This window comes from Moellerella wisconsensis ATCC 35017 (genome assembly GCF_001294465.1).
Taxonomy (GTDB): domain Bacteria; phylum Pseudomonadota; class Gammaproteobacteria; order Enterobacterales; family Enterobacteriaceae; genus Moellerella; species Moellerella wisconsensis.
In genome coordinates, this window is sequence record NZ_LGAA01000011.1 from 1 (window position 1) to 20,900 (window position 20,900).

15 protein-coding genes are annotated in these 20,900 nt (G+C 39.6%); 7 read left to right on the top strand and 8 right to left on the bottom strand.

Annotation, left to right across the window (positions count from 1 at the left end):
• Both M992_RS05815 and M992_RS05820 read right to left on the bottom strand, forming a co-directional pair.
• Positions 1 to 147 (bottom strand): PTS sugar transporter subunit IIA domain-containing protein (locus M992_RS05815; RefSeq protein ID WP_455768825.1); only part of this gene is annotated, 147 nt, incomplete at its 3' end.
• A gap of 420 nt (positions 148 to 567) precedes the next feature.
• Positions 568 to 1,200 carry a response regulator transcription factor gene (locus M992_RS05820; RefSeq protein WP_053907728.1) on the bottom strand — a complete coding sequence of 211 codons (633 nt, stop codon included), beginning with the start codon at positions 1,198 to 1,200 and terminating at the stop codon, positions 568 to 570.
• A gap of 497 nt (positions 1,201 to 1,697) precedes the next feature.
• Here M992_RS05820 and M992_RS05825 point away from each other — a divergent pair, with 497 nt between their 5' ends.
• Entirely contained in the window at positions 1,698 to 2,693 is a 996-nt protein-coding gene (locus M992_RS05825; RefSeq protein WP_053907729.1) for a LacI family DNA-binding transcriptional regulator, read from the top strand.
• Between the two features lie 208 nt (positions 2,694 to 2,901).
• Here the strand turns inward: M992_RS05825 and M992_RS05830 are convergent, their stop codons facing one another.
• Positions 2,902 to 4,356 (bottom strand): glycoside hydrolase family 32 protein, encoded by a 1,455-nt coding sequence (locus M992_RS05830; protein WP_053907730.1) that lies wholly within the window; start codon positions 4,354 to 4,356, stop codon positions 2,902 to 2,904.
• A 410-nt stretch (positions 4,357 to 4,766) separates the two neighbouring features.
• Here M992_RS05830 and M992_RS05835 point away from each other — a divergent pair, with 410 nt between their 5' ends.
• From M992_RS05835 to purT, 3 genes are all read left to right on the top strand, one after another.
• A complete protein-coding gene (locus M992_RS05835; protein ID WP_053907731.1) occupies positions 4,767 to 5,711 on the top strand; it encodes an aminoimidazole riboside kinase in 945 nt (314 codons plus the stop codon).
• 255 nt (positions 5,712 to 5,966) lie between these two features.
• Positions 5,967 to 6,887: an EamA family transporter RarD gene (gene rarD, locus M992_RS05840; protein WP_053907732.1), complete on the top strand. Its 921-nt coding sequence runs from the start codon at positions 5,967 to 5,969 to the stop codon at positions 6,885 to 6,887.
• 164 nt (positions 6,888 to 7,051) lie between these two features.
• The gene (gene purT, locus M992_RS05845) at positions 7,052 to 8,230 is read left to right on the top strand and encodes a formate-dependent phosphoribosylglycinamide formyltransferase (RefSeq protein ID WP_053907733.1); all 1,179 of its coding nucleotides are present in this window, start codon (positions 7,052 to 7,054) and stop codon (positions 8,228 to 8,230) included.
• A 123-nt stretch (positions 8,231 to 8,353) separates the two neighbouring features.
• Here purT and M992_RS05850 read toward each other — a convergent pair whose 3' ends face one another.
• A complete protein-coding gene (locus M992_RS05850; protein WP_053907734.1) occupies positions 8,354 to 9,964 on the bottom strand; it encodes a GMC family oxidoreductase in 1,611 nt (536 codons plus the stop codon).
• Between the two features lie 671 nt (positions 9,965 to 10,635).
• Here M992_RS05850 and M992_RS05855 point away from each other — a divergent pair.
• Positions 10,636 to 12,786, top strand: coding sequence for a carbon starvation CstA family protein (locus M992_RS05855; protein WP_053907735.1), 2,151 nt, complete (start codon positions 10,636 to 10,638; stop codon positions 12,784 to 12,786).
• 215 nt (positions 12,787 to 13,001) lie between these two features.
• Entirely contained in the window at positions 13,002 to 13,970 is a 969-nt protein-coding gene (gene yjiA, locus M992_RS05860; RefSeq protein WP_047256905.1) for a GTPase, read from the top strand.
• 102 nt (positions 13,971 to 14,072) lie between these two features.
• Here yjiA and M992_RS05865 read toward each other — a convergent pair whose 3' ends face one another.
• Positions 14,073 to 15,398, bottom strand: a complete 1,326-nt coding sequence (locus M992_RS05865) for an L-cysteine desulfidase family protein (protein ID WP_053907736.1) — start codon at positions 15,396 to 15,398, stop codon at positions 14,073 to 14,075.
• A 329-nt stretch (positions 15,399 to 15,727) separates the two neighbouring features.
• Positions 15,728 to 17,074: an MATE family efflux transporter gene (locus M992_RS05870; RefSeq protein WP_053907737.1), complete on the bottom strand. Its 1,347-nt coding sequence runs from the start codon at positions 17,072 to 17,074 to the stop codon at positions 15,728 to 15,730.
• A gap of 384 nt (positions 17,075 to 17,458) precedes the next feature.
• On the opposite strand from M992_RS05870, the gene M992_RS05875 reads away from it, so the two are divergent.
• The gene (locus M992_RS05875) at positions 17,459 to 18,355 is read left to right on the top strand and encodes a diaminopimelate dehydrogenase (RefSeq protein ID WP_053907738.1); all 897 of its coding nucleotides are present in this window, start codon (positions 17,459 to 17,461) and stop codon (positions 18,353 to 18,355) included.
• 148 nt (positions 18,356 to 18,503) lie between these two features.
• Here the strand turns inward: M992_RS05875 and M992_RS05880 are convergent, their stop codons facing one another.
• Together M992_RS05880 and M992_RS05885 are read right to left on the bottom strand one after the other, a co-directional pair.
• On the bottom strand, positions 18,504 to 19,334 hold the full coding sequence (locus M992_RS05880; RefSeq protein ID WP_053907739.1) for a phosphoenolpyruvate hydrolase family protein: 831 nt from the start codon (positions 19,332 to 19,334) through the stop codon (positions 18,504 to 18,506).
• 66 nt (positions 19,335 to 19,400) lie between these two features.
• The gene (locus M992_RS05885; RefSeq protein WP_053907803.1) at positions 19,401 to 20,636 is read right to left on the bottom strand and encodes a Tm-1-like ATP-binding domain-containing protein; all 1,236 of its coding nucleotides are present in this window, start codon (positions 20,634 to 20,636) and stop codon (positions 19,401 to 19,403) included.
• Positions 20,637 to 20,900 lie beyond the last annotated feature (264 nt).

The window sequence follows — 20,900 nt, forward strand, 5'->3', positions numbered from 1 at the left end:
GGCGTCAGTACCTATAGGATAGGTAGGATCATCAATACCGGCGGCAATTTTTATCTGGCAATATGCACTATTTTGCATTTCAGCAGCTAACTCTTCTATCCCTGATGCGAGTTTTTCGCTATGTGAAACAATGACTAAGCCTATCATTACTACCTCTCAACATTGGAATAATCTCTAAAGAGATAAACAATATACTTCAATAGCGTTTGAGGGGCAGGTAGGATGATGATTAATGTTAACTATCTCCCGATTTAGTCAATAAGTTAATCAAAAAATCATTCGATCGTGCAAAGGATATCTCGATAAAGATAAATAAATTAATACTAAAGGAGTGGGTATTAAAAAAGTATTATAGGGCACTAATCTTTAATCATTGCACAATAAAATTGGCATATAATTTATACAAAAATACGCCAAGTTAGTAAAGTTTTATATTTAATACCTTACTTATCAATTAATATGAAATTAACAACAAATCAAAATTAAAAGTTAAATCTCATAGCTATTTTTACTTAAAAAAATACTAAAACAACTAAATTTATTAAATTATAAAGAATGAAGTTCTAGTTATATATTTTCAGCATAAGTCATTATATAGTTATATTCATTAACTAGTTGTGGCAATGATTTTATTTTTAGCTTGGTATATATGTTGGAACGATGAACTTCAATTGTTCTCGGTGATAGGGATAATTTCTCAGCGGCTTCTTTGCTAGTATTACCATCAAATATCATTTCCATCACTTCTTTTTCTCTATTTGATAATTTTTTGAATTTTTCTGATAAAAAAGTAAATAATTGATAACGCTCAAATGATCTCTTAAATACATCCAATGCATTATTAATCGCATCTTGAAGTTCAACGTCTTTTAGTGGAAGACTAAAATATTCAAAAGCTCCATTTTTAAATGATTCACGGCATATCTCAATCGATGGGTTTTCAGTGATAATAATTACAGGTATGATATTATCTATATTATTCAATGGATTAATTCCTGATGTTGATTGGTGTTCCTCATTGTTTATATATTTAATAATACATTCTTGAGTAACGTTAGTTGCTGGATAAGTATAATTACTAATAAAGGCTTGTTCATCTTTATAAAATCTAAATTTTCCACTAATAGACCCCATTATTAATTTAAACTTATTTTTATTGACATTGTCATCGTGCATAATTATATGAATGATCTTTTCCATTATTATCTCCTTTGGTATAAACTTTTAATTTATAAGACTTAATTAAAATTAATATACATATCGACATGTAAATTGTAATTTAACAGATATTACTTAATCTTTTTTGTGTTTTATAATTAAATGTATTGATTATTTACATAAGGCAAATTTGTTATGTTGTAATGAAAAAATCAGCTAAATATACTTTTGATTAATTGTATGAAAAATGATCTTCGAATATTTTTTTGTTTATTATCAATTAATTGTGGTTTTTTATTTTTACTCGCATTTTAAACTAAGATATTGAATATTTATTATATGATAATTTTCTTTGAAGTATATTAGAATATCTAAAAGTAACAGTCATAAAAAGTAATAATTGGTTTTATATGTGTCGAATTATGTCTTACAAGCGATAGGCCTAAGCTTTTGAAATTATTTTCATGCGTATTATCGTTAACATGCTAAAATCAAAACCATATTCGATCACTGCTAACTGGTAAAAGTAGATAGACTCCATGGCTTCTTTAAAAGATGTTGCACGACTGGCATCGGTCTCATTAATGACGGTATCCCGTGCAATAAATAACCCTGAGATGCTTAAACCAGAGACCTTAAAACTGGTACAAAAAGCAATTGATGAACTTAACTATGTTCCAGATTTTTCAGCACGAAAAATTAGAGGAAAAAACTCCCGTATATCAACGTTAGGTGTACTCGCTCTTGATACTGCTACCACGCCATTCTCGGTAGAAATTATATTGTCGATAGAACAAACAGCGAGGAAATATGGATGGAGTAGTTTTGTGGTTAATATTACTTCAGGAGATTCGCCAGAAAGGGCAGTGAAACAAATTATCTCTCAACGCCCAGATGGTATTATATTTACTACGATGGGATTGAGAGAAGTTATTATTCCAGATAGCTTAAACCATACACCTTTAGTATTAGCCAATTGTGTAGATAAAGAAAAACAATATCCGGCTTATATTCCTGATGATTATCATGGGCAATACCAAGCAATAGAAATGTTGATCAAAAAAGGTTATCGCCGGCCACTTTGTTTATATATTCCACAGCAAACGATGGCGGGACTGGTGCGCCGACAAGCCGCAGAACAAGCGTGGCAAGACGCAGGGCTTTCTCTGGATGGATTAAAGCAATATCATCTTGAATGGGGTGATGAGCACTATTTAGATGTGATTGAATTGATTAACAATCATTGTCATGATAATCAAGCTGATTTTGATGTCGTAGTATGTGGGAATGATCGAATTGCTTTTTTAGCTTATCAAGTGTTGTTGAGTAAAGGCTTCAAGATCCCAGAAGATGTTGCGGTGCTCGGGTATGATAATATGATCGGTGTTGGTAAGTTATTTTATCCGGCATTAACCACAGTAGAGTTACCTCATTATCAATTAGGTAAAGAAGCAGCTTTGCATATTATTCAGCAGCGTCAATTGCAAGGTATCCAATATATTAGCTGTGATGTATTAGAGCGGGACTCTTTATAGTCGCTGATATCAGCACGTATACAGCTGCTTAGTTAGTTTAATCGCATTTATACGTGGATATTGGCATGGGAATATTTTTAGATAAAAGAGATCATAATTAATACAGTCGAATTCCTCGGATCGATAGATAAGATCCGAGGTAAAATTAGTTGCTTAGTCTCTATATCGTTACTAGCTGATGCTTACTAGTTTTTGATCATTAGCTTGGTCATTTAATTGAACCGGCTAATTCCCAGATATTCCCACTTTCTAATTTTGCTGGGCCATTAATTGCAAATATTTTTAGTGCGCGTTGATCTTTTTTAGGATAAATACGGCTTGAGAAGGTTAACTCGCCGTCATTGATGAAAATCTCGATACTTGAACGATCAATATAAGCACGAATTTTAAGTTTATCCGTTGCAGGTAATTCAGCACTACGATAATCACTAATTACATTATCAGGATAATGTCTTTCAAGGATCAAGCGATGGGATTGCCCATCAACATAGAATTGTAATCCTTGGCCAAGCCAGAAACCAAATTTCTCGGTGGTGTTATCTTTTAAATCCCATAGTAGCTCAACCTCGCAAGACTCACAATTATCTTTGAGAAGCTGTGCCGTATTTTTAGGTAATTCGATGGAATTCACAGATTGATGTTCTTGACGTAAAGTGTCTAATTCAACCACCGGCGTCATAATAACTTTATTATCTTTGGTCAGCGTTAGCTGGCGCGGCACAGTAAAGCACCCAGCCCAATTATCAGCTTTTGATGGCATACTACTTTCCCACATATCCATCCATGCTATGGCGATACGTCGACCATCTGCGGCTTCAAAGGTTTGAGGCGCATAGAAATCATGCCCATGGTCAATTTCTTGGAACGATTGTTCAATGTTATACGCTTGTCCCGGAGCCCATTGTCCAATAATATATCCACTTTGGAACATGTTACGGAATTGATAATTCTCTGGTTTTTTACCTTGAGGCGAGAATAAGGTGATAAATTTATCGCCAAGAGGGAAGAAGTCAGGGCACTCCCACATATATACATTATTATCATCAGTTTTTGCGATAACTTGATAATCAGAACTCCAATTAAGCAGATCTTCAGTATTAAATAGTAGAACTTGGCCTAGGTCATTTTTATCCCGCGCACCAACGATCATCCACCAACGACCATCCTGATACCATACTTTAGGATCACGAAAATGCATATATTCTTCAGGTGAAGGGATCACTACGCCTTTTTTCTCAAAATGAATTCCATCTTCACTGATGGCTAAACATTGAGCCTGATAGATTGCACTGTCATCATGTTCTTTTTTAAGCCAAATATGACCGGTATAAAATAGATAGAGTTTTCCATCATGGCTAACCGCAGAGCCTGAGAAACAGCCGTCACGGTCATAATCATCACCCGGTGCTAATGCGATAGGTTGATGTTGCCAATGCACCATATCGCTACTAGTTGCATGGCCCCAATGCATCGGCCCCCAGTTTTCACTGAATGGATGATGCTGATAAAACGCATGATATGTCCCATTGTGATAAATCAAACCATTAGGATCATTTAACCAACCAGCAAAAGGGGCTATGTGATAATTGGGATAAAAATTAATATCTAATGTTTTTCTTAACTCATTAAGGGCAACTGTTGCCTTTTCAATACGCTGTTTCATAATCACGCCTCTGTCTCTTCAGGGGGATCTAACTAAGAGCTGACTTAATGAATAAGACGAAGAATCCATTCATTACTCTATGTTATCATTTAGATAGTCTGTATTCGCCAGTCAGTGAATGAAATATCGATTTATTTCTCAATAAATGTTAACGTTAACAGATCGTTTTGGCTAGTGTTATTTTTATTCATTTATTTAAGATAAATAGCCATAATTTTAGTCTCGATCCGTTGATTATTTAACCGTCATGCTACTCAGTTTATGATAATAACTGAGGCGTAAGTGCATTAGAGCCTTCGTTTGCTGGCTTTCTATACCTCGGATCAATTTACTATCGTTTGAATTAAGTATAATTTTAATTCTAGTTTTGGTTTGTTCTATATATAAGAGAATAATCTCTGGGGGAATTTATGAAAGTCTGGACGTTAGGTGATGCTGTTGTCGATCTGATCCCATTGCAAAATATGCAATATGAGGCTTGTGCAGGTGGAGCGCCGGTTAATGTCGCGGCAGGAATTGCTAGGTTAGGCCAGCAAAGTGGTTTTATTGGGCGGGTCGGTGAAGATGCCTTCGGTCATTTCATGCAAAAAACGATGTTTGATATGGGCGTCGATACTAGTGCGATGGAATTTGATGAGCAATATCGCACCAGTACGGTTTTGGTTTCATTGCATGAAAATGGTGAGCGCGAGTTCTCCTTTTTAGTTTCTCCCTCAGCAGACCAGTTTTTAACGGCAAAAAACTTGCCTGTTTTTGGTAAAGATATTTTACATTTCTGTTCGTTAGCTTTGGTTCATTCAGTGTGTCGTGGTTCTTTAAGTCGTTCGATCGAGGAAATGCGTAAGTCAGAAGGGTTGATCAGTTTTGATGTGAATATTCGCCCTCAAATGTGGTCCGATCCAGTATTAATGCATCAAACCGTTGATGCTTTTGCGCGTCAGTGCGATATTCTGAAATTATCAGAAGAAGAATTATTGTGGTTAACACAATGTCCGACGTTATCTGAAGCCGTTGAAAAATTGAATCAATATCCTGCGAGTTTAAAAGTCGTCACTCAAGGTTCAAAAGGTTGTTTAGTCATTACCAAGCAACAGCGTGTTGCTATCAGTGCGTATTTAGTTGAAAGCGTAGACACCACAGGCGCAGGCGATGCTTTTATGGCTGGATTATTGGCGGCTATTGCTGAATATGGCGTGGCTAATGAGGCTGCATACTTTATGAAAATAATCACTCAAGCTTCAGCTTGTGGTGCATTAGCGACGACTAAAAAAGGAGCGATCGCGGCGGCGCCATCCCATGAAGAATTGGCTGATTTTATTCGCCAACAACCGCCACTGCATCAGCGCGAAATTTAATCTTATTATTACTGGAGATCATGATGTTATTATCTTGATCTCCAGCACTAATTTTTAGTCTATCTTTTGTTTTTTCCATTCTTATTCAAATGTTATCTGCTTAATTACTATTAGTTTATTCTCGCGGATAATTATTTATTTTATTTGTTACTCTTATCATTCTAATCATAAATAGAAAGTGTCTCTTTTAGTCAGAACAGAGTATTATGATCAGACAATTCTGTTATTAATTCATCTATTTCTGGATATCTAAATATGTTGTACCGCTCAGGGGTCGCACTGGCTATATTTTCTTATATTCTGTGGGGGATCACTCCGCTTTATTATCGATTAATGCCTGGCGCACAACCGCTTGAGTTATTAGCTCAACGTATTATCTGGTCAATTCCATTGTTGTTGATAATTCGATATTTAATAAAAAACAAAACACTTTGGCCGCAAGTTTGGCAAGACAAGCGCTCGATTATTTTATGCTTATTCAGTTCTGCTGTGATGGCGATTTCATGGAGCGCCTTTACTTACGCTTTAACTCATGGACAAGTTTTAGCCGCTAGTTTAGGCTATTTTATTAATCCATTATTTTCTATTTTGCTTGGGATGTTATTTTTACATGAGCGCTTAGCTATCGCAGAAAAAATGGCAGTCATATTTATTTTAGCCGGGGTGAGCTATCAAATATTACAATATGGTGAGTTGCCGTTATTAGCACTCGTGATGGGCAGTGCATTTGCAATTTATGGTTTAATTCGTAAATTTATTCGTTTTGATGTGATTACCTCATTGTTTCTCGAGGCATTATGGTTATTGCCTTTAGCAATCATTATTATGTTTTGGCTCGATAGGCAAGGTGAAAGCGCAGTTCTTAGTGGCGGCTTTGAGATTAAATTACTTTATATGTTGACCGCGCCAGTGACTATTTTGCCACTACTGTTCTTTACGGCAGCGATAAAACGTACCACCTTAACTGTTATCGGTCTCGCCCAATATATAGAACCTACAATTCAATTTTTATTAGCAATATTCTTATTCAATGAACTATTCGATAGTGTTAAAGGTGTGAGTTTCTCGCTAATTTGGATCGGGCTATTATTTTGTATTTTATCTTTATTCCATAAACGCTACATCGAGCATCATAAAAATCCGCCGTTTATTACTGGGCGCGATAAAACCCTTTAGATTATTTATAACAGAGAGTTAAAAACCAACAGTTTATGGAAGAATAGCTAGCGTAAATAGATTTTTGGTTGGCTTTTTAGACAAAGTTTTCTGTGCTAATAGCCAAGGCAAACGATTGCCTTTATACTCGGGCTATTATTTTGAGCATGGGGAAATAAGACAAAATGGTTAAACTCGGAACTGCATTGTGTCCATCTGCGACAAAAGTCATGTTATTAGGCTCTGGTGAATTAGGCAAAGAAGTGGCGATTGAATGCCAGCGTTTAGGAATTGAGGTAATTGCGGTAGACCGTTATGAGCATGCGCCTGCAATGCATATCGCTCATCGCAGTTATAACATAAATATGTTGGATGGTGATGCGCTACGTGAGTTAGTTGCGCAGGAAAGGCCTGATTTTATCGTGCCTGAAATTGAAGCTATAGCGACTAAAACCTTGTTCGCGTTGGAGCAAGCAGGGCAAAAAGTCGTACCGAGTGCTAAAGCTGTTTTATTGACTATGGATCGCGAAGGTATTCGTCGTTTAGCCGCCGAAGAATTAGGATTACTGACTTCAGAGTATCGTTTTGTTGATAGTGACGTAGAATTTGTTGCCGCCGCTAAGCAGATTGGTTTTCCTTGCATTGTTAAACCGGTGATGAGCTCGTCTGGTAAGGGGCAGAGTATTATTCGTAGCGAAAGTGAATTAGCTGTCGCATGGGCTTATTCTCAGGAAGGTGGACGTTCTGGGCAAGGGCGAGTGATTGTCGAAAAAATGGTTAATTTTGATTTTGAGATAACCTTACTGACCATCAATGCTGTGGATGGTATTCATTTTTGTGCTCCGGTCGGGCATCGTCAGGAAAAAGGCGATTACCGTTGTTCATGGCAACCGCAGAAAATGAGCGATAAAGCTTGGGATAATGCCCAGCAAATGGCTGAAAAAATTGTTCGCGCATTAGGCGGTTATGGCCTATTTGGGGTTGAGTTATTTGTGTGCGGTGATGAAGTGATTTTTAATGAAGTCTCCCCGCGACCGCATGATACCGGTATGGTGACTTTGATTTCTCAGAATTTATCTGAGTTTGCACTGCATGTACGTGCTTTTTTAGGTTTACCAATTGGTCAAATTCGTCAATATGGACCGAGCGCTTCAGCGGTTATTTTACCGCAATTACATAGTCGAGATGTGACTTTCTCGGGAGTGGATAGTGCATTAAAAAATAATGTTCAATTGCGTTTATTTGGCAAGCCTGAAATTGCCGGTTCCCGCCGTTTAGGCGTGACATTGGCAACGGCTGATTCGATAGATGACGCATTATCCAGTGCAATAAATGCCGCGTCTCAAGTCGTGGTTGAAGGATAAATATTTTGAAATCCGTCGAAAGATAATATCGGCGGATATGAGCGTGTGTGAAGATAATAAATGCTCAACGATTAATCGCTGAGCATTTATGACTACTACGATGATGATTAACTTCGATTAATTTTAATGCGCTTGATCTTCAATAATCATCGCTGCTGCACGCTCGGCAATCATAATAGTCGGTGCATTGGTGTTTCCACTGGTTATTTCGGGAATAACTGAGCCATCGACTACTCGTAGCTGATGTATTCCATGTACACGTAAACGCAAATCAGTCACGGATGTTTGTGGATCAGTCCCCATGCGGCAAGTCCCGACGGGGTGGTAAACTGTTTTGCAAAAATTACGTACAAACTCATCTAACGCCGCTTCATCTTGCTGTGCTTCGATCGGCGGCATTAATATTTCTGCACTCACTGATTTTAATGATGGTGATTGTAATAATGCTAAGCCAAATTTTACGGCGCGCTTACAGCCTGCTAAATCCTCGGGATCCGCTAAATAATTGGCATGAATTTTTAACGGCGCTGCTGGATCACGGCTGCGTAATTGAATGTGCCCGCGAGATTTAGGCTGCAAATAGCCTACTTTTAAGCTAAAGCCATGAATTGCAGGTAATGGTTCTCCGGGGACATCATCCCAGCTATCTAGAATTGGCAAGAAATGAACTTGGACATCAGGGCGACCTTGATTATTGGTATCAATAAATGCCGCGCCTTCTAGAATATTTGATGATAATACGCCGGTACGAAATGCTAGCCACTGTGCACCATGGCGTAATGCATTCAGTCCTTGATCTGCACCATATAGACTAATCGGCTGTTTGGTGCTCACATTGATTGACATATGTAGATGATCATGAAAATTTTTACCGACCGGAAGATCGATAAGAGGATGAATATCAAGCTCAGAAAGATGATTTTTCGGCCCAATCCCCGACAGCATTAATAATTTAGCCGATCCCATAGCTCCGGCACAGAGAATAACTTCTTGTTGTGCGATGGCTTGGACTTTTTTCCCATCAGCGCCCTGATAAATCACGCCGATTGCAATACCATCGTTGATAATAATCTGATTTACTTGGGTATTTAATTTGAGAGTCAGTCGTGGGCTATTGCTGACGCTTTTTAGATAGCTCCGAGAGGTGCTGGCTCGCTCACCGTTATGAGTGGTCGTTTGGTAATATCCCACTCCTTGCTGATTTTCAGCATTGAAATCAATTGAATAATTTAGGCCATATTCTTGCCCGGCGCGAATAAACGCCATTGATAATGGATGCCGATAGCGATTCTCACTTACGGGTAATTGTCCATTATTACCATGATAGTTATTACTTAGGCTTTCATTATTCTCGGCATGTTTAAACCATGGCAGAACATCTTGATAGCTCCAGCCTTTACAGCCATATAGTTTTTCCCAGTTATCATAATCTTGTGATTGCCCGCGTAAATAAATCATTCCATTAACTGAACTGCTGCCGCCGAGAACTTTACCTTGTGCGATTTGCATTTGGCGATTATTGGCATGAGGTTCAGGTTCTGTTTGATAGGGCCAACTTTTTTTCTCAATAATTTTGGCGACACCAGCTGGCATTTTTATAAATAGATGATTATCGCTACCACCCGCCTCGATCAGCAAGACTCGAGCTGATGTTTGTTGAATTAACTGTGCGGCAACGACGCAACCGGCGGATCCTGCGCCAACAATAATATAGTCATAGCTATTTACATTCATTGTTATTCTCAGTCTATTTTGTGTTGTTGGTATTATGTTTCCTATATGTTACATATTTTATTTATTAAGTTGTGAATAAAAATTGTAATTTGTGATTGAGTCAGCGTAAATTTGCTCACTATCATGCCAATATTCAATCATGATAGGGGCAATTATTTAGCCATAAACTGAAAGTAAAGGCGATTTTTCGCTGAAAATAGATAAGTGAGCTATTTGATTTATTAATTATTAAGTAGTTAATGAATTATGAAATAGAGAGAATGAAAGAATAACTGTCGAACTAATACTGAAATGTCCCTTCGACTGATATACCGAGCAGGAGATTAATCAAAATTAAATATATAATCACCGAATATTTTTGACTAAAAATAAACAATAAATTAACGAACATCGGTATTTTGTTAACAAAACAACATATTGAAAACAAACAAGAAATGATACCTACATCACAGTTCCACCTCCGTTAGTGAGAGTAGAAAACCATTCATCAGTTAAAAATGACCGCTTAATATTATATGTAACCGTTCAGGCAGGCTCTGCGCTTTTTTAGCCTGGATGTTTCTATCATACGCACCATGGCAGAAACTCAATCTGATCTCAGAACACATACTAACTGAACTGCCAATACTGACATTAATTCACATGTTCGTTTTACCTCAGAAGGGTGTTATATGAACAAAAATGGTATCTTGAAGCACGTTCCCTGGATGATTTTAGGGATTATAGGTGCGGTGTGTCTGGGAGTAGTTGCACTCAGACGCGGAGAACATATTAGCGCACTATGGATTGTGGTTGCATCTGTTGCGGTTTACCTTATCGCATATCGTTATTACAGCTTATATATCGCTAAAAAAGTAATGAAGCTGGATGAAACGCGTGCGACACCTGCCGTTATTAATAATGATGGCTTGAATTATGTTCCAACCAACAAAAATGTATTGTTTGGGCATCACTTTGCAGCAATCGCAGGGGCGGGTCCGTTAGTTGGGCCGGTGTTAGCTGCTCAGGTCGGCTATTTACCGGGGACATTATGGCTGCTAGCGGGTGTGGTATTAGCCGGTGCGGTGCAGGACTTTATGGTGTTGTTTATTTCTTCTCGTCGTAATGGCGCCTCATTAGGTGAAATTATTAAAGAAGAATTAGGTCCAATTCCCGGAACATTAGCTCTGTTTGGCTGTTTCCTTATCATGATCATTATTCTTGCCGTGTTGGCGCTGATCGTGGTTAAAGCCTTGGCAGAAAGCCCATGGGGTGTGTTTACTGTATGTTCTACTGTGCCTATTGCGCTGTTCATGGGGGTATACATGCGTTATATCCGGCCGGGACGCGTGGGAGAAATCTCAGTTATCGGTATTGTGTTACTGATTATGGCAATTTGGTTCGGTGGTGTGATTGCACATGACCCATACTGGGGCCCAGCATTAACCTTTAAAGATACTACAATTACTTATGTATTAGTGGGTTATGCGTTTATTTCTGCACTGTTACCAGTCTGGCTAATTTTAGCGCCTCGTGACTATTTGGCAACCTTCCTGAAAATCGGTGTTATCGTCGGTTTAGCTGTTGGTATCGTTATTCTGAACCCTGAGCTGAAAATGCCTGCGGTAACTCAGTATATCGACGGTACTGGCCCAGTATGGAAAGGTACGTTATTCCCGTTCTTATTTATCACCATTGCTTGTGGTGCGGTCTCTGGCTTCCATGCGTTAATCGCTTCAGGAACCACACCAAAACTGCTGGCAAATGAAAAAGATGCACGTTATATCGGTTATGGTGCGATGTTGATGGAATCATTCGTCGCTATCATGGCTTTAGTTGCAGCTTCAATTATTGAACCAGGTTTGTATTTTGCGATGAATACCCCTCCAGCCGCATTAGGTATCACTATGCCTAATCTGCATGAGCTGGGAGGTCCTGATGGCGCAATGATTATGGCGCAGCTGAAAGATGTGACTGTTCATGCAGCTGCAACGGTTAGTTCTTGGGGCTTTGTTATTTCGCCTGAGCAAATTCTGCAAACTGCGAAAGATATCGGTGAGCCTTCTGTACTGAATCGTGCAGGTGGTGCGCCCACTCTGGCTGTAGGGATTGCTTATGTGTTCCATGAAATTATGCCTGCGGCAAATATGGGCTTCTGGTATCACTTCGGTATTTTATTCGAAGCGCTGTTTATCTTGACGGCATTGGATGCTGGTACACGTTCTGGCCGCTTTATGCTGCAAGATCTATTAGGTAACTTTGTTCCATTCTTGAAGAAAACAGACTCTCTGGTTGCGGGTATTATCGGAACAGCGGGCTGTGTGGGTCTTTGGGGATACTTATTGTATCAAGGCGTTGTTGATCCTCTGGGCGGTGTTAAGAGCTTGTGGCCACTGTTCGGTATCTCCAACCAGATGCTGGCTGCGGTAGCCTTAGTTCTGAGTACCGTGGTATTAATCAAAATGAAACGCGGAAAATACGTCTTAGTCACTATTTTACCGGCGGTTTGGTTATTGATTTGTACGACATGGGCATTAGGACTGAAACTGTTCAGTGATAATCCACAACTTGAAGGTTTCTTATACTTAGCCAATGTATATAAAGAGAAAATTGCAGCGGGTGGTACAGATCTATCTGCACAGCAAGTTATCGATATGAACCATATTATTATCAATAACTACACCAATGCGGGCTTAAGTATTCTGTTCTTAGTCGTGGTTTATGGCATCATTTTCTTCGGTATTAAAACAGCAATGAAAGCGCTGAAAAATCCGAATCGTACAGACGCAGAGACGCCTTATGTACCAGTACCAAAAGAAGGTGTAAAAACTTCTTCACATTAATATTTGGTATTGATTAGTCAATGATAAATGCCCTACATGCTGAGTTATCACTGTGTGGGGCATTTTTTATGGGTTATCTTGATGAAACTGTTTTATTTACACAGAAAGAGTGAGCACCGCTAAGGTCGTGATCTGTTTAATAGGATACAGTTATTTCATCATAATCAATCGGCGGGTTGAGCCAAGCCAAAAAAGAAGAGAGCTGAGGATAAGCGATGAAACCAATTTCTGTCACAATTTTAACCGGTTTTTTAGGCGCGGGAAAAACCACGCTATTACGTCATATTTTAAATGAACAGCATGGATATAAAATTGCGGTTATTGAAAATGAATTTGGCGAAGTCCCGATAGATGATGAATTAATCGGCGATCGCGCGACGCAAATAAAAACATTAAGCAATGGCTGTATCTGTTGCAGTCGTTCCAGTGAATTAGAAGATGCACTGTTAGATTTATTGGACAGTGTTGATAGCGGCAAGATTGAATTTGACCGTTTATTGATTGAATGTACCGGCATGGCCGACCCAGGGCCTATTACGCAGACTTTTTTCTCGCATGAAACATTATGTGAGCGTTTTTTATTAGACGGTATTATTACCTTAGTTGATGCGGTTCATGCTGAAAAACAACTGAATGATTTTGCGATAGCACAAGCACAAATAGGATACGCAGACCGTATTTTACTGACTAAAACGGATATAAACTCAGACAACACGGTATTAATTGAACGTTTACAGCGTATTAATGCCAGAGCACCGGTTTATTCAGTAACGCATGGAGCCATTGATGTTGGTTTACTCTTTGATGTACAAGGTTTTATTTTAAATGATCAATTGAATATCAGCCAACCCAAATTACGCTTTGTACCCAAACAACAAAATGAAGTGCAATCAATAGTGGTCGAGCTCGATTATCCGGTTGAATTAATGGCGGTATCGCAGGTGATGGAAGAATTATTGCTAAGTTTTGCTGATAATCTATTACGTTATAAAGGAATTTTATCGATTGTTGATCAGCCTTGTCGGTTATTATTTCAAGGCGTTCAGCGTTTATACAGCGCTGATTGGGATCGTGAATGGCAAGAAAATGAGCCGCGTAATAGCGTGATGGTTTTTATTGGGGTTTCTTTGCCAGAGTCGCTAATTCGTCAGAAATTTGCCAGTTTAAAATTAGCTGAGCATTGATTCTAACAGTAATTGAGATCGTCATTATTAAGCCCAACAAGAAGGCGCTAAACCCGCACTTCTTGTTGTTTTTTATGGCTTTATACGGCGAATAAATGGCTATTACGCGTATTTAGCTTTGCTAGCCATAATTTCTATAATTTGCACATCTGTATGACGCATTGACCCTTTAGCAAGAGCACACAAATTAGCAATTGACTGATCGACATCATCAGAGACAATACCATCAGAGCCTCTTACGCAGCTATTATCTAACGCCATTAGTACGGCTTTATAGGCGGCACTAGCGCTGGTGGAGACTTTCATCGCGCAGCTATTAGAGGCGCCATCACAAATCATTCCACTGACATCGCCTATCATGCTAGAGATTGCCATGGCGACTACTTCGTAACGCGCTTCGAGTAGCCACGCAATTCCTGCTGCTGCCCCCATTGCTGCTGTGGTTGCTGCACAGAGTGCCGAAAGCGGCGGTAATTGACTGTGAATATAAATGGCCATTAAATGCGATAACATCAGTGCTCGAGCGAGCTGCTCCTCGCTAGCATTTAAATGATCGGCAGCCACTAATACTGGCATGGTCGCTGCAATTCCTTGATTTCCAGACCCCGAATTACTCATCGCCGGCAATACCGCACCGCCCATACGTGCATCGGAGGCGGCCGAGGTACGGATCATGATTTCTGACAGTAAATCTTTAGATAACAGTCCGCGTTCACGCTGCGCCTGTAATGTCCTGCCAATGTGCAGTCCATAGACATTTTTGAGCCCCTCTTGCGAAAGTGCATCATTGAGGGATGCAGCGTGTAAAATAAAGCTAATATCCTCAAAAGGCGCCTCGGTGGCAAAATGATAGACTTGTTTGGCAGTCACTTTTGGCAATGGAATATCTGCGGCGCAATCGATAGGCGTATCGATATCTGTCTTTGCGGCAGTTAAATCCAGTACGGTTATTCCATTATGGATAATTTTCACCACGCGAGTGTGTGTGCCGGCAATCACTACCGTCGCGGAGCCAGTAGCACTAAAAACGCTGGCTTCAGAATAGATAATATCTTCGCATGGGAATTTAATATCAACGGTCACTTGGCCTTGAGCTAACATTTTTTTACAGTGTTCAATCGAGTGAGGAGAGGCTGATTTTAATACTTCGAGTCCTGCATCAGCATCTCCGGCAATTGCACCCAATGCTGCGGCGATAGGTAATCCAACCATGCCGGTCCCTGGAACGGTTACACCCATGCCATTTTTCATCAGATTCGGCGAGACAAAAGCATTGATACGAATAATTTCGCCATCCAGATATGCAGCAGCTTTAGCCGCGGCTAAAGCGAGAGAAATCGGTTCTGTACACCCTAACGCAGGTTTTACTTCTTGCTTTACGGCACGAATAAAATATTGCCACAGTGCTGAATGTGTATGATTGTCCATGTCGATAACTTAGCCCCAAAAAATACCATTAGAATCTATCTGTATTTTAATCAATTATTGAGAGAAAAGTTTTACCAAGTTTGTTGTCTTTAATCTATTTAATAGAATTTATTTCTCTTTTATTTCACTGAAATGGATTATTTTTCTTTGTAATGGTGTATTTGCATTATCTCTAGCCTAATATTGGCATAAAAAAGCCCAGCACGAATAAAGCGATGTATCAGCAATTTACTCGGCTAGGCTATGACGGTATTTACGCCATTATTTATATTTACTGGCTGTGGTTAACTAGTTCAGGAGCACTGAAAATTACTAATCCTGGCAGTGGATTAGCTTTCAAGATCTAAACGTTTAGTTTGCCATTTCTTCGAGCGCCAGCGCCAAGCATTGGTGAGCCCTCGTAGCCATTCGTCGGCAAAGAAACCGAGCCAAATACCGAGCAGACCCATTTCCATTTTAATCCCGAGGAAATAGCCCAGTGGAATAGCGACTCCCCACATAAAGATGATGGCAGTAAACAGTGGGAAACGTGCATCACCCGCGGCGCGTAGAGCATTTACCATGATAATATTGATGGTACGACCGGGCTCTAAAAATACCGATAATAAGAACAACGGTAATAATAGCTCAGCGATACTTTTATCTTCAGTTAGAGCGTCTAAAATCGGATGACGCAATGACCAGAATACCAACACGATACCGATGGTGACAAAAAAGCCCATTTTCAGGCTTTTAACGCCGCGAGAAAACGCATCTTGAAAACGTTTAGCGCCGACTAAATGGCCGACCATAATTTCATTACCGATGCTTATCGAGATACCGAACAGCATAATAAATAACGATAATTGGAAATATAGCGTTTGAGCGGCTAACGAGGTTTCGCCCATTAGACCAATGAAGGCCGATGCGGTCATGAAGTGTAGGATCCAGACTAAATTCTCACCGGCAGAAGGCAAGCCAATATGCAGGATTTTACCCAGCATTGATTTCGACCACAGCAGCAACAGAGAAAAGGAGAATTTAATACGTAATCCGAGGAATAATAAGCAGAAAAGCAAGATGACAGCGACAATACGTCCAACGACTGTTGACCATGCGACTCCTTCTAATCCGTACTGTGGTAATCCAAAGAAGCCATATAAAACAATCATATTACCGATAACGGTGATTATATTCGCTATTAAGGTAACCCACATGGCGGGTTGAGCTTTGCCGTGAACTCGTAAGCAAGCCGCGAGAATAATACTGATGGCTTCTGGAATTAAACAAATACCTAAAATATGCAAATAAGCATATCCATCATCCATTAAATGGGCAGGGGTATTCATTATACTTAGTATTTTGTAGCCAAAAAATAAGGCGACGAGTGCACTTAAGAAGCCTAATAATAAGTTAAAGGCAATCGAGATATGAATAGCTTGACTGGCTTTATCGCGTTTTCCTGCCCCTAGATATTGAGCGATAACCACACTGCATCCAACACTGATAAAGTTGAAAATGGTAATGAATAGATCAAAAACCTGATTACCCACCCCCATGGCAGCAAGATACGCCGTAGAGACATGGCTGACCATATAAGTATTGATAAGCAGAGTGGCCAGATGAAGAAAAATATCGATAAATATCGGCCAGCTCAGGGAATAGAGCGAGCGCTCAGTGACATCTGACTGATGCATTTAAAACCTTCATTAATTAAATTTATCCCTATAGGTCGAGTTGAAAGCGCGTTATTTCTCTCGGCGAACCACAACGTAAACTCGAATTATCTAGGATATTGAGTGAGATAGAATATAAAAAGTTTGCGGATTTTACACGGATTAATCATTGCTTAACAGTATTAAAAACAAACAATCTTATTAAGTTGATTTTTTGCTTAATTATCACTGGCTTGATGGCTCCATTTTTTGCATGATGGTGACCTATTTTAGGGGATTTAATGATTTATATATTGCGTTATTGTGCAATTATCCAAGAGATCGTCAAGCTTGATTATGAACGATACGAAATAAATATTAATTTAATTAATGTGCATGCATAACATGTATAAATAGGAGCGCGGAGTGAAAAAAATAAAAGCGGCTATTGTGGGTTATGGCAATATTGGCCGATATGCCCTTGAAGCCTTACAAGCCGCCAGTGATTTTGAAATCGTGGGGGTTGTACGCCGTAATACAAGCGAGATCCCTGTAGAATTAGCTGATTATCCTGTCGTTAATGAGATTGAAAAGCTGGGTATGGTCGATGTTGCTCTGCTGTGCTCACCGACGCGAGCTATTCAACCACTGGCAGAGAAAATACTAAAACTGGGTATTAATACTGTCGACAGCTTTGATGTTCATTCCGATATTGTGGCGTTAAAACATGCTCTTGATGCCGTGGCTAAAGCGCATAATAGTGTCGCTATTTGTTCCGCGGGTTGGGATCCAGGCTCTGATTCAATTATCCGTACATTGATGCTGGCAATGGCGCCTAAAGGTGTGACATTTACTAACTTTGGTCCCGGTATGAGTATGGGGCACAGTGTGGCTGCTAAGGCAGTTACTGGCGTTAAAGATGCATTATCGGTCACTATCCCTTTGGGGACCGGAGTGCATCGTCGTATGGTGTATATCGAGCTAGCGCCAGAGGCTGATTTTGAGACTGTAGCTACGGCGATTAAAGCGGATAGCTATTTTGCCTCAGATGAAACACATGTGCGTCAAGTTGATAGTGTTGATGCGTTGAAAGATGTGGGACATGGGGTACAAATGAGCCATAAAGGTGTTTCTGGCGGCACACATAATCAATTATTTGAATATTCTATGCGCATTAATAATCCAGCGTTAACCTCTCAATTTATGGTTTCCGCGGCGAGAGCTAGTATTAAACAACCGGCGGGGGCATATACTGTAATTGAGATCCCACCCGTGAATTTTTTACAGGGTGATTTAGCTACGCTGATCGCGAAATTGGTATAAATTACGATAGGTATAAATAAAAGGTTGTGTGGATAAAAAACGCCTACAATAAATATGTAAGGCGTTTGGTCTGGTGTTGTTTAAAAATATTGCTTTAAATATATTGTTTTAAAAATAGAATAATAAATATTATAAATAGCTTTTTATTTTAGTCGCGCTTAAGCGCTTTAAACTCAGTGGTGGTTTGGGTTAATGCAACTTCTGTTGGTAAACGTTCCATTGAACTAGCGCCATAAAAACCATGGCAATCAGGGCAATTATCCAGAATATACTGAGCATCTTCCGGCGTAGCGATAGGTCCACCGTGGCATAGCACAATAATGTCTTCTCTAATGGATTTTGCGGCATTAGCCCAATCATTAATTAAGGGCACGCAATCTTTCAGCGTTAATGCGGTATCTGCACCAATATTACCGCCGGTAGTTAATCCCATATGTGGAACAATGATATCGGCTCCGGCTTCTGTCATGGCTATCGCATTCTCACGATTAAATACATAAGGCGTAGTGAATAAGCCTTTTTCATGAGCGAGACGGATCATATCGACTTCTAAACTATAGCCCATGCCCGTTTCTTCTAAATTCGCGCGGAAAACGCCATCAATCAGCCCGACGGTCGGGAAGTTCTGAACGCCAGAAAAACCAATAGCTTTAACGGCATCTAAAAACTGATCAAATTGACAGAAGGGATCGGTACCATTCACGCCCGCTAATACCGGCGTATGTTTCACCACCGGCAAAACTTCTTTGGCCATATCCATCACAATTTCATTGGCGTTTCCGTAGGCTAATAACCCCGCCAATGATCCTCGACCCGCCATACGGTAGCGCCCCGAGTTATAGATAACGATGAGATCAATACCGCCTGCCTCTTCACATTTTGCAGATAAACCGGTGCCTGCACCGCCCCCGATAATCGGTTCTTTACGCGCTATCATCGATCTGAATTTGCTGAGTAATTGATCACGGCTATGCTTCATGTTATTGAACTCCGTTTGGCTGAAATATCTCTCATTTTTAATTGGGATCTTTCACATTTTTAGAATCTAGCTGACCAATAATGCTGATTTGTTTTGGTCGTCATGTAAACTGAGGAGCTGCTGATTAAATTCGACTGAGTTAATGTGGTAAGGACTCAAAACTAATTTTCGCTTGGTAGTCAGTTTATAGTGTTGGGTAAAAGAATTGATAAATGCTTGATTAGCCTCTGGTAACCAAAATGGGCCCCCTTCAATATCTAGCGCGGAAAAACCAGCCGTAGGAATAATAAATGTGATATCCCCCGTGCAGCGATTGAGTTTTTCAGCGATCCAAATACCCATTTTATGATTTTCTTCTTTGTTGGTACGCATCAAGGTAACTTGAGAATTATGGTTGTAAAATAATCTGTCTTGGTGTGCCACTGGGATAGTTTCCGGACGACCAAAATTGATCATATCTAAGGCACCACAAGAAATTATACTTGGAGTCTGAGTGCGGGCTATTGCACCAAAACGATCGTCATCACAGGCTAAAACGCCTCCAAAGAGATAATCGCAGACTTCGGTCGTCGTGATATCTAATACCGAATGTAATAAATGACTATCAATTAGTTTTTCCATTGCTTTGCCGCCACTGCCAGTGGCATGAAACACTAAGCAATCAAAATTACTTTCTAGCTGTTGGGTCAAAAGCTGGACGCAAGGAGTAGTAACTCCGAACATAGTCAATGCCACCGCAGGTTTGCTTTTAGTGAGCTGTTCTTGGTGCAGATTAAAATAGATTGAACCTGCAATCATATAGGCGGCATTTTTTAAAACTTTACGAGAAATAATATTTAGCCCAGAAATATCGGTTACTGAATACATCATCGAAATATCACTCGCGCCGATATACCCTGAAATATCACCAGAAGCCATAGTTGATACCATTAATTTAGGAATACCAACCGGTAGGGCTTGCATGGCCGGGGTTATCAATGCGGTTCCCCCTGAGCCCCCTAGCCCTAAAATGGCAAGGAGATCATCTTGTTGCAATAAATAATGCTCAAAAGCCAGTGCCATAGCAGCAATTGCATTGCCTCTATCGTTGCAAAAAACTGCATCTTTTCCTTCGGGATGATAAGCGGCGATGGTATCCGCATTAACATCAACAGTAGGAGGGATAACACTAGGTTTGGTGGTTAAATCAACAATTTTTACTGGTAATCCAGCATCTTGTATTAATTGGCTAAGATAAAAAATCTCAGCACTTTTAGTATCTAACGTCGAGGCTAGATAAATGAAACCCTGGTGTTTGCTCAGAAGATAATCCTCATTGATAAGATCAATTCGTGAATGGATTATAACCACAATGAGACTATAGTATCATTTGAAATTTGTCAAATATGAGATGTTTGTCTCATTAAACTTGATGTTTGGTAATTAATAATCGTAAAATGACGTTAGAAGTCATAAAACGATTGTTGATTTAATGTGATAAAAAATAAAAATAAAGATTATTTAAATTAACGATGAATATAATGAGATATAAGCAATTAATGTGCTACTTTATATCTGATAAGGTGC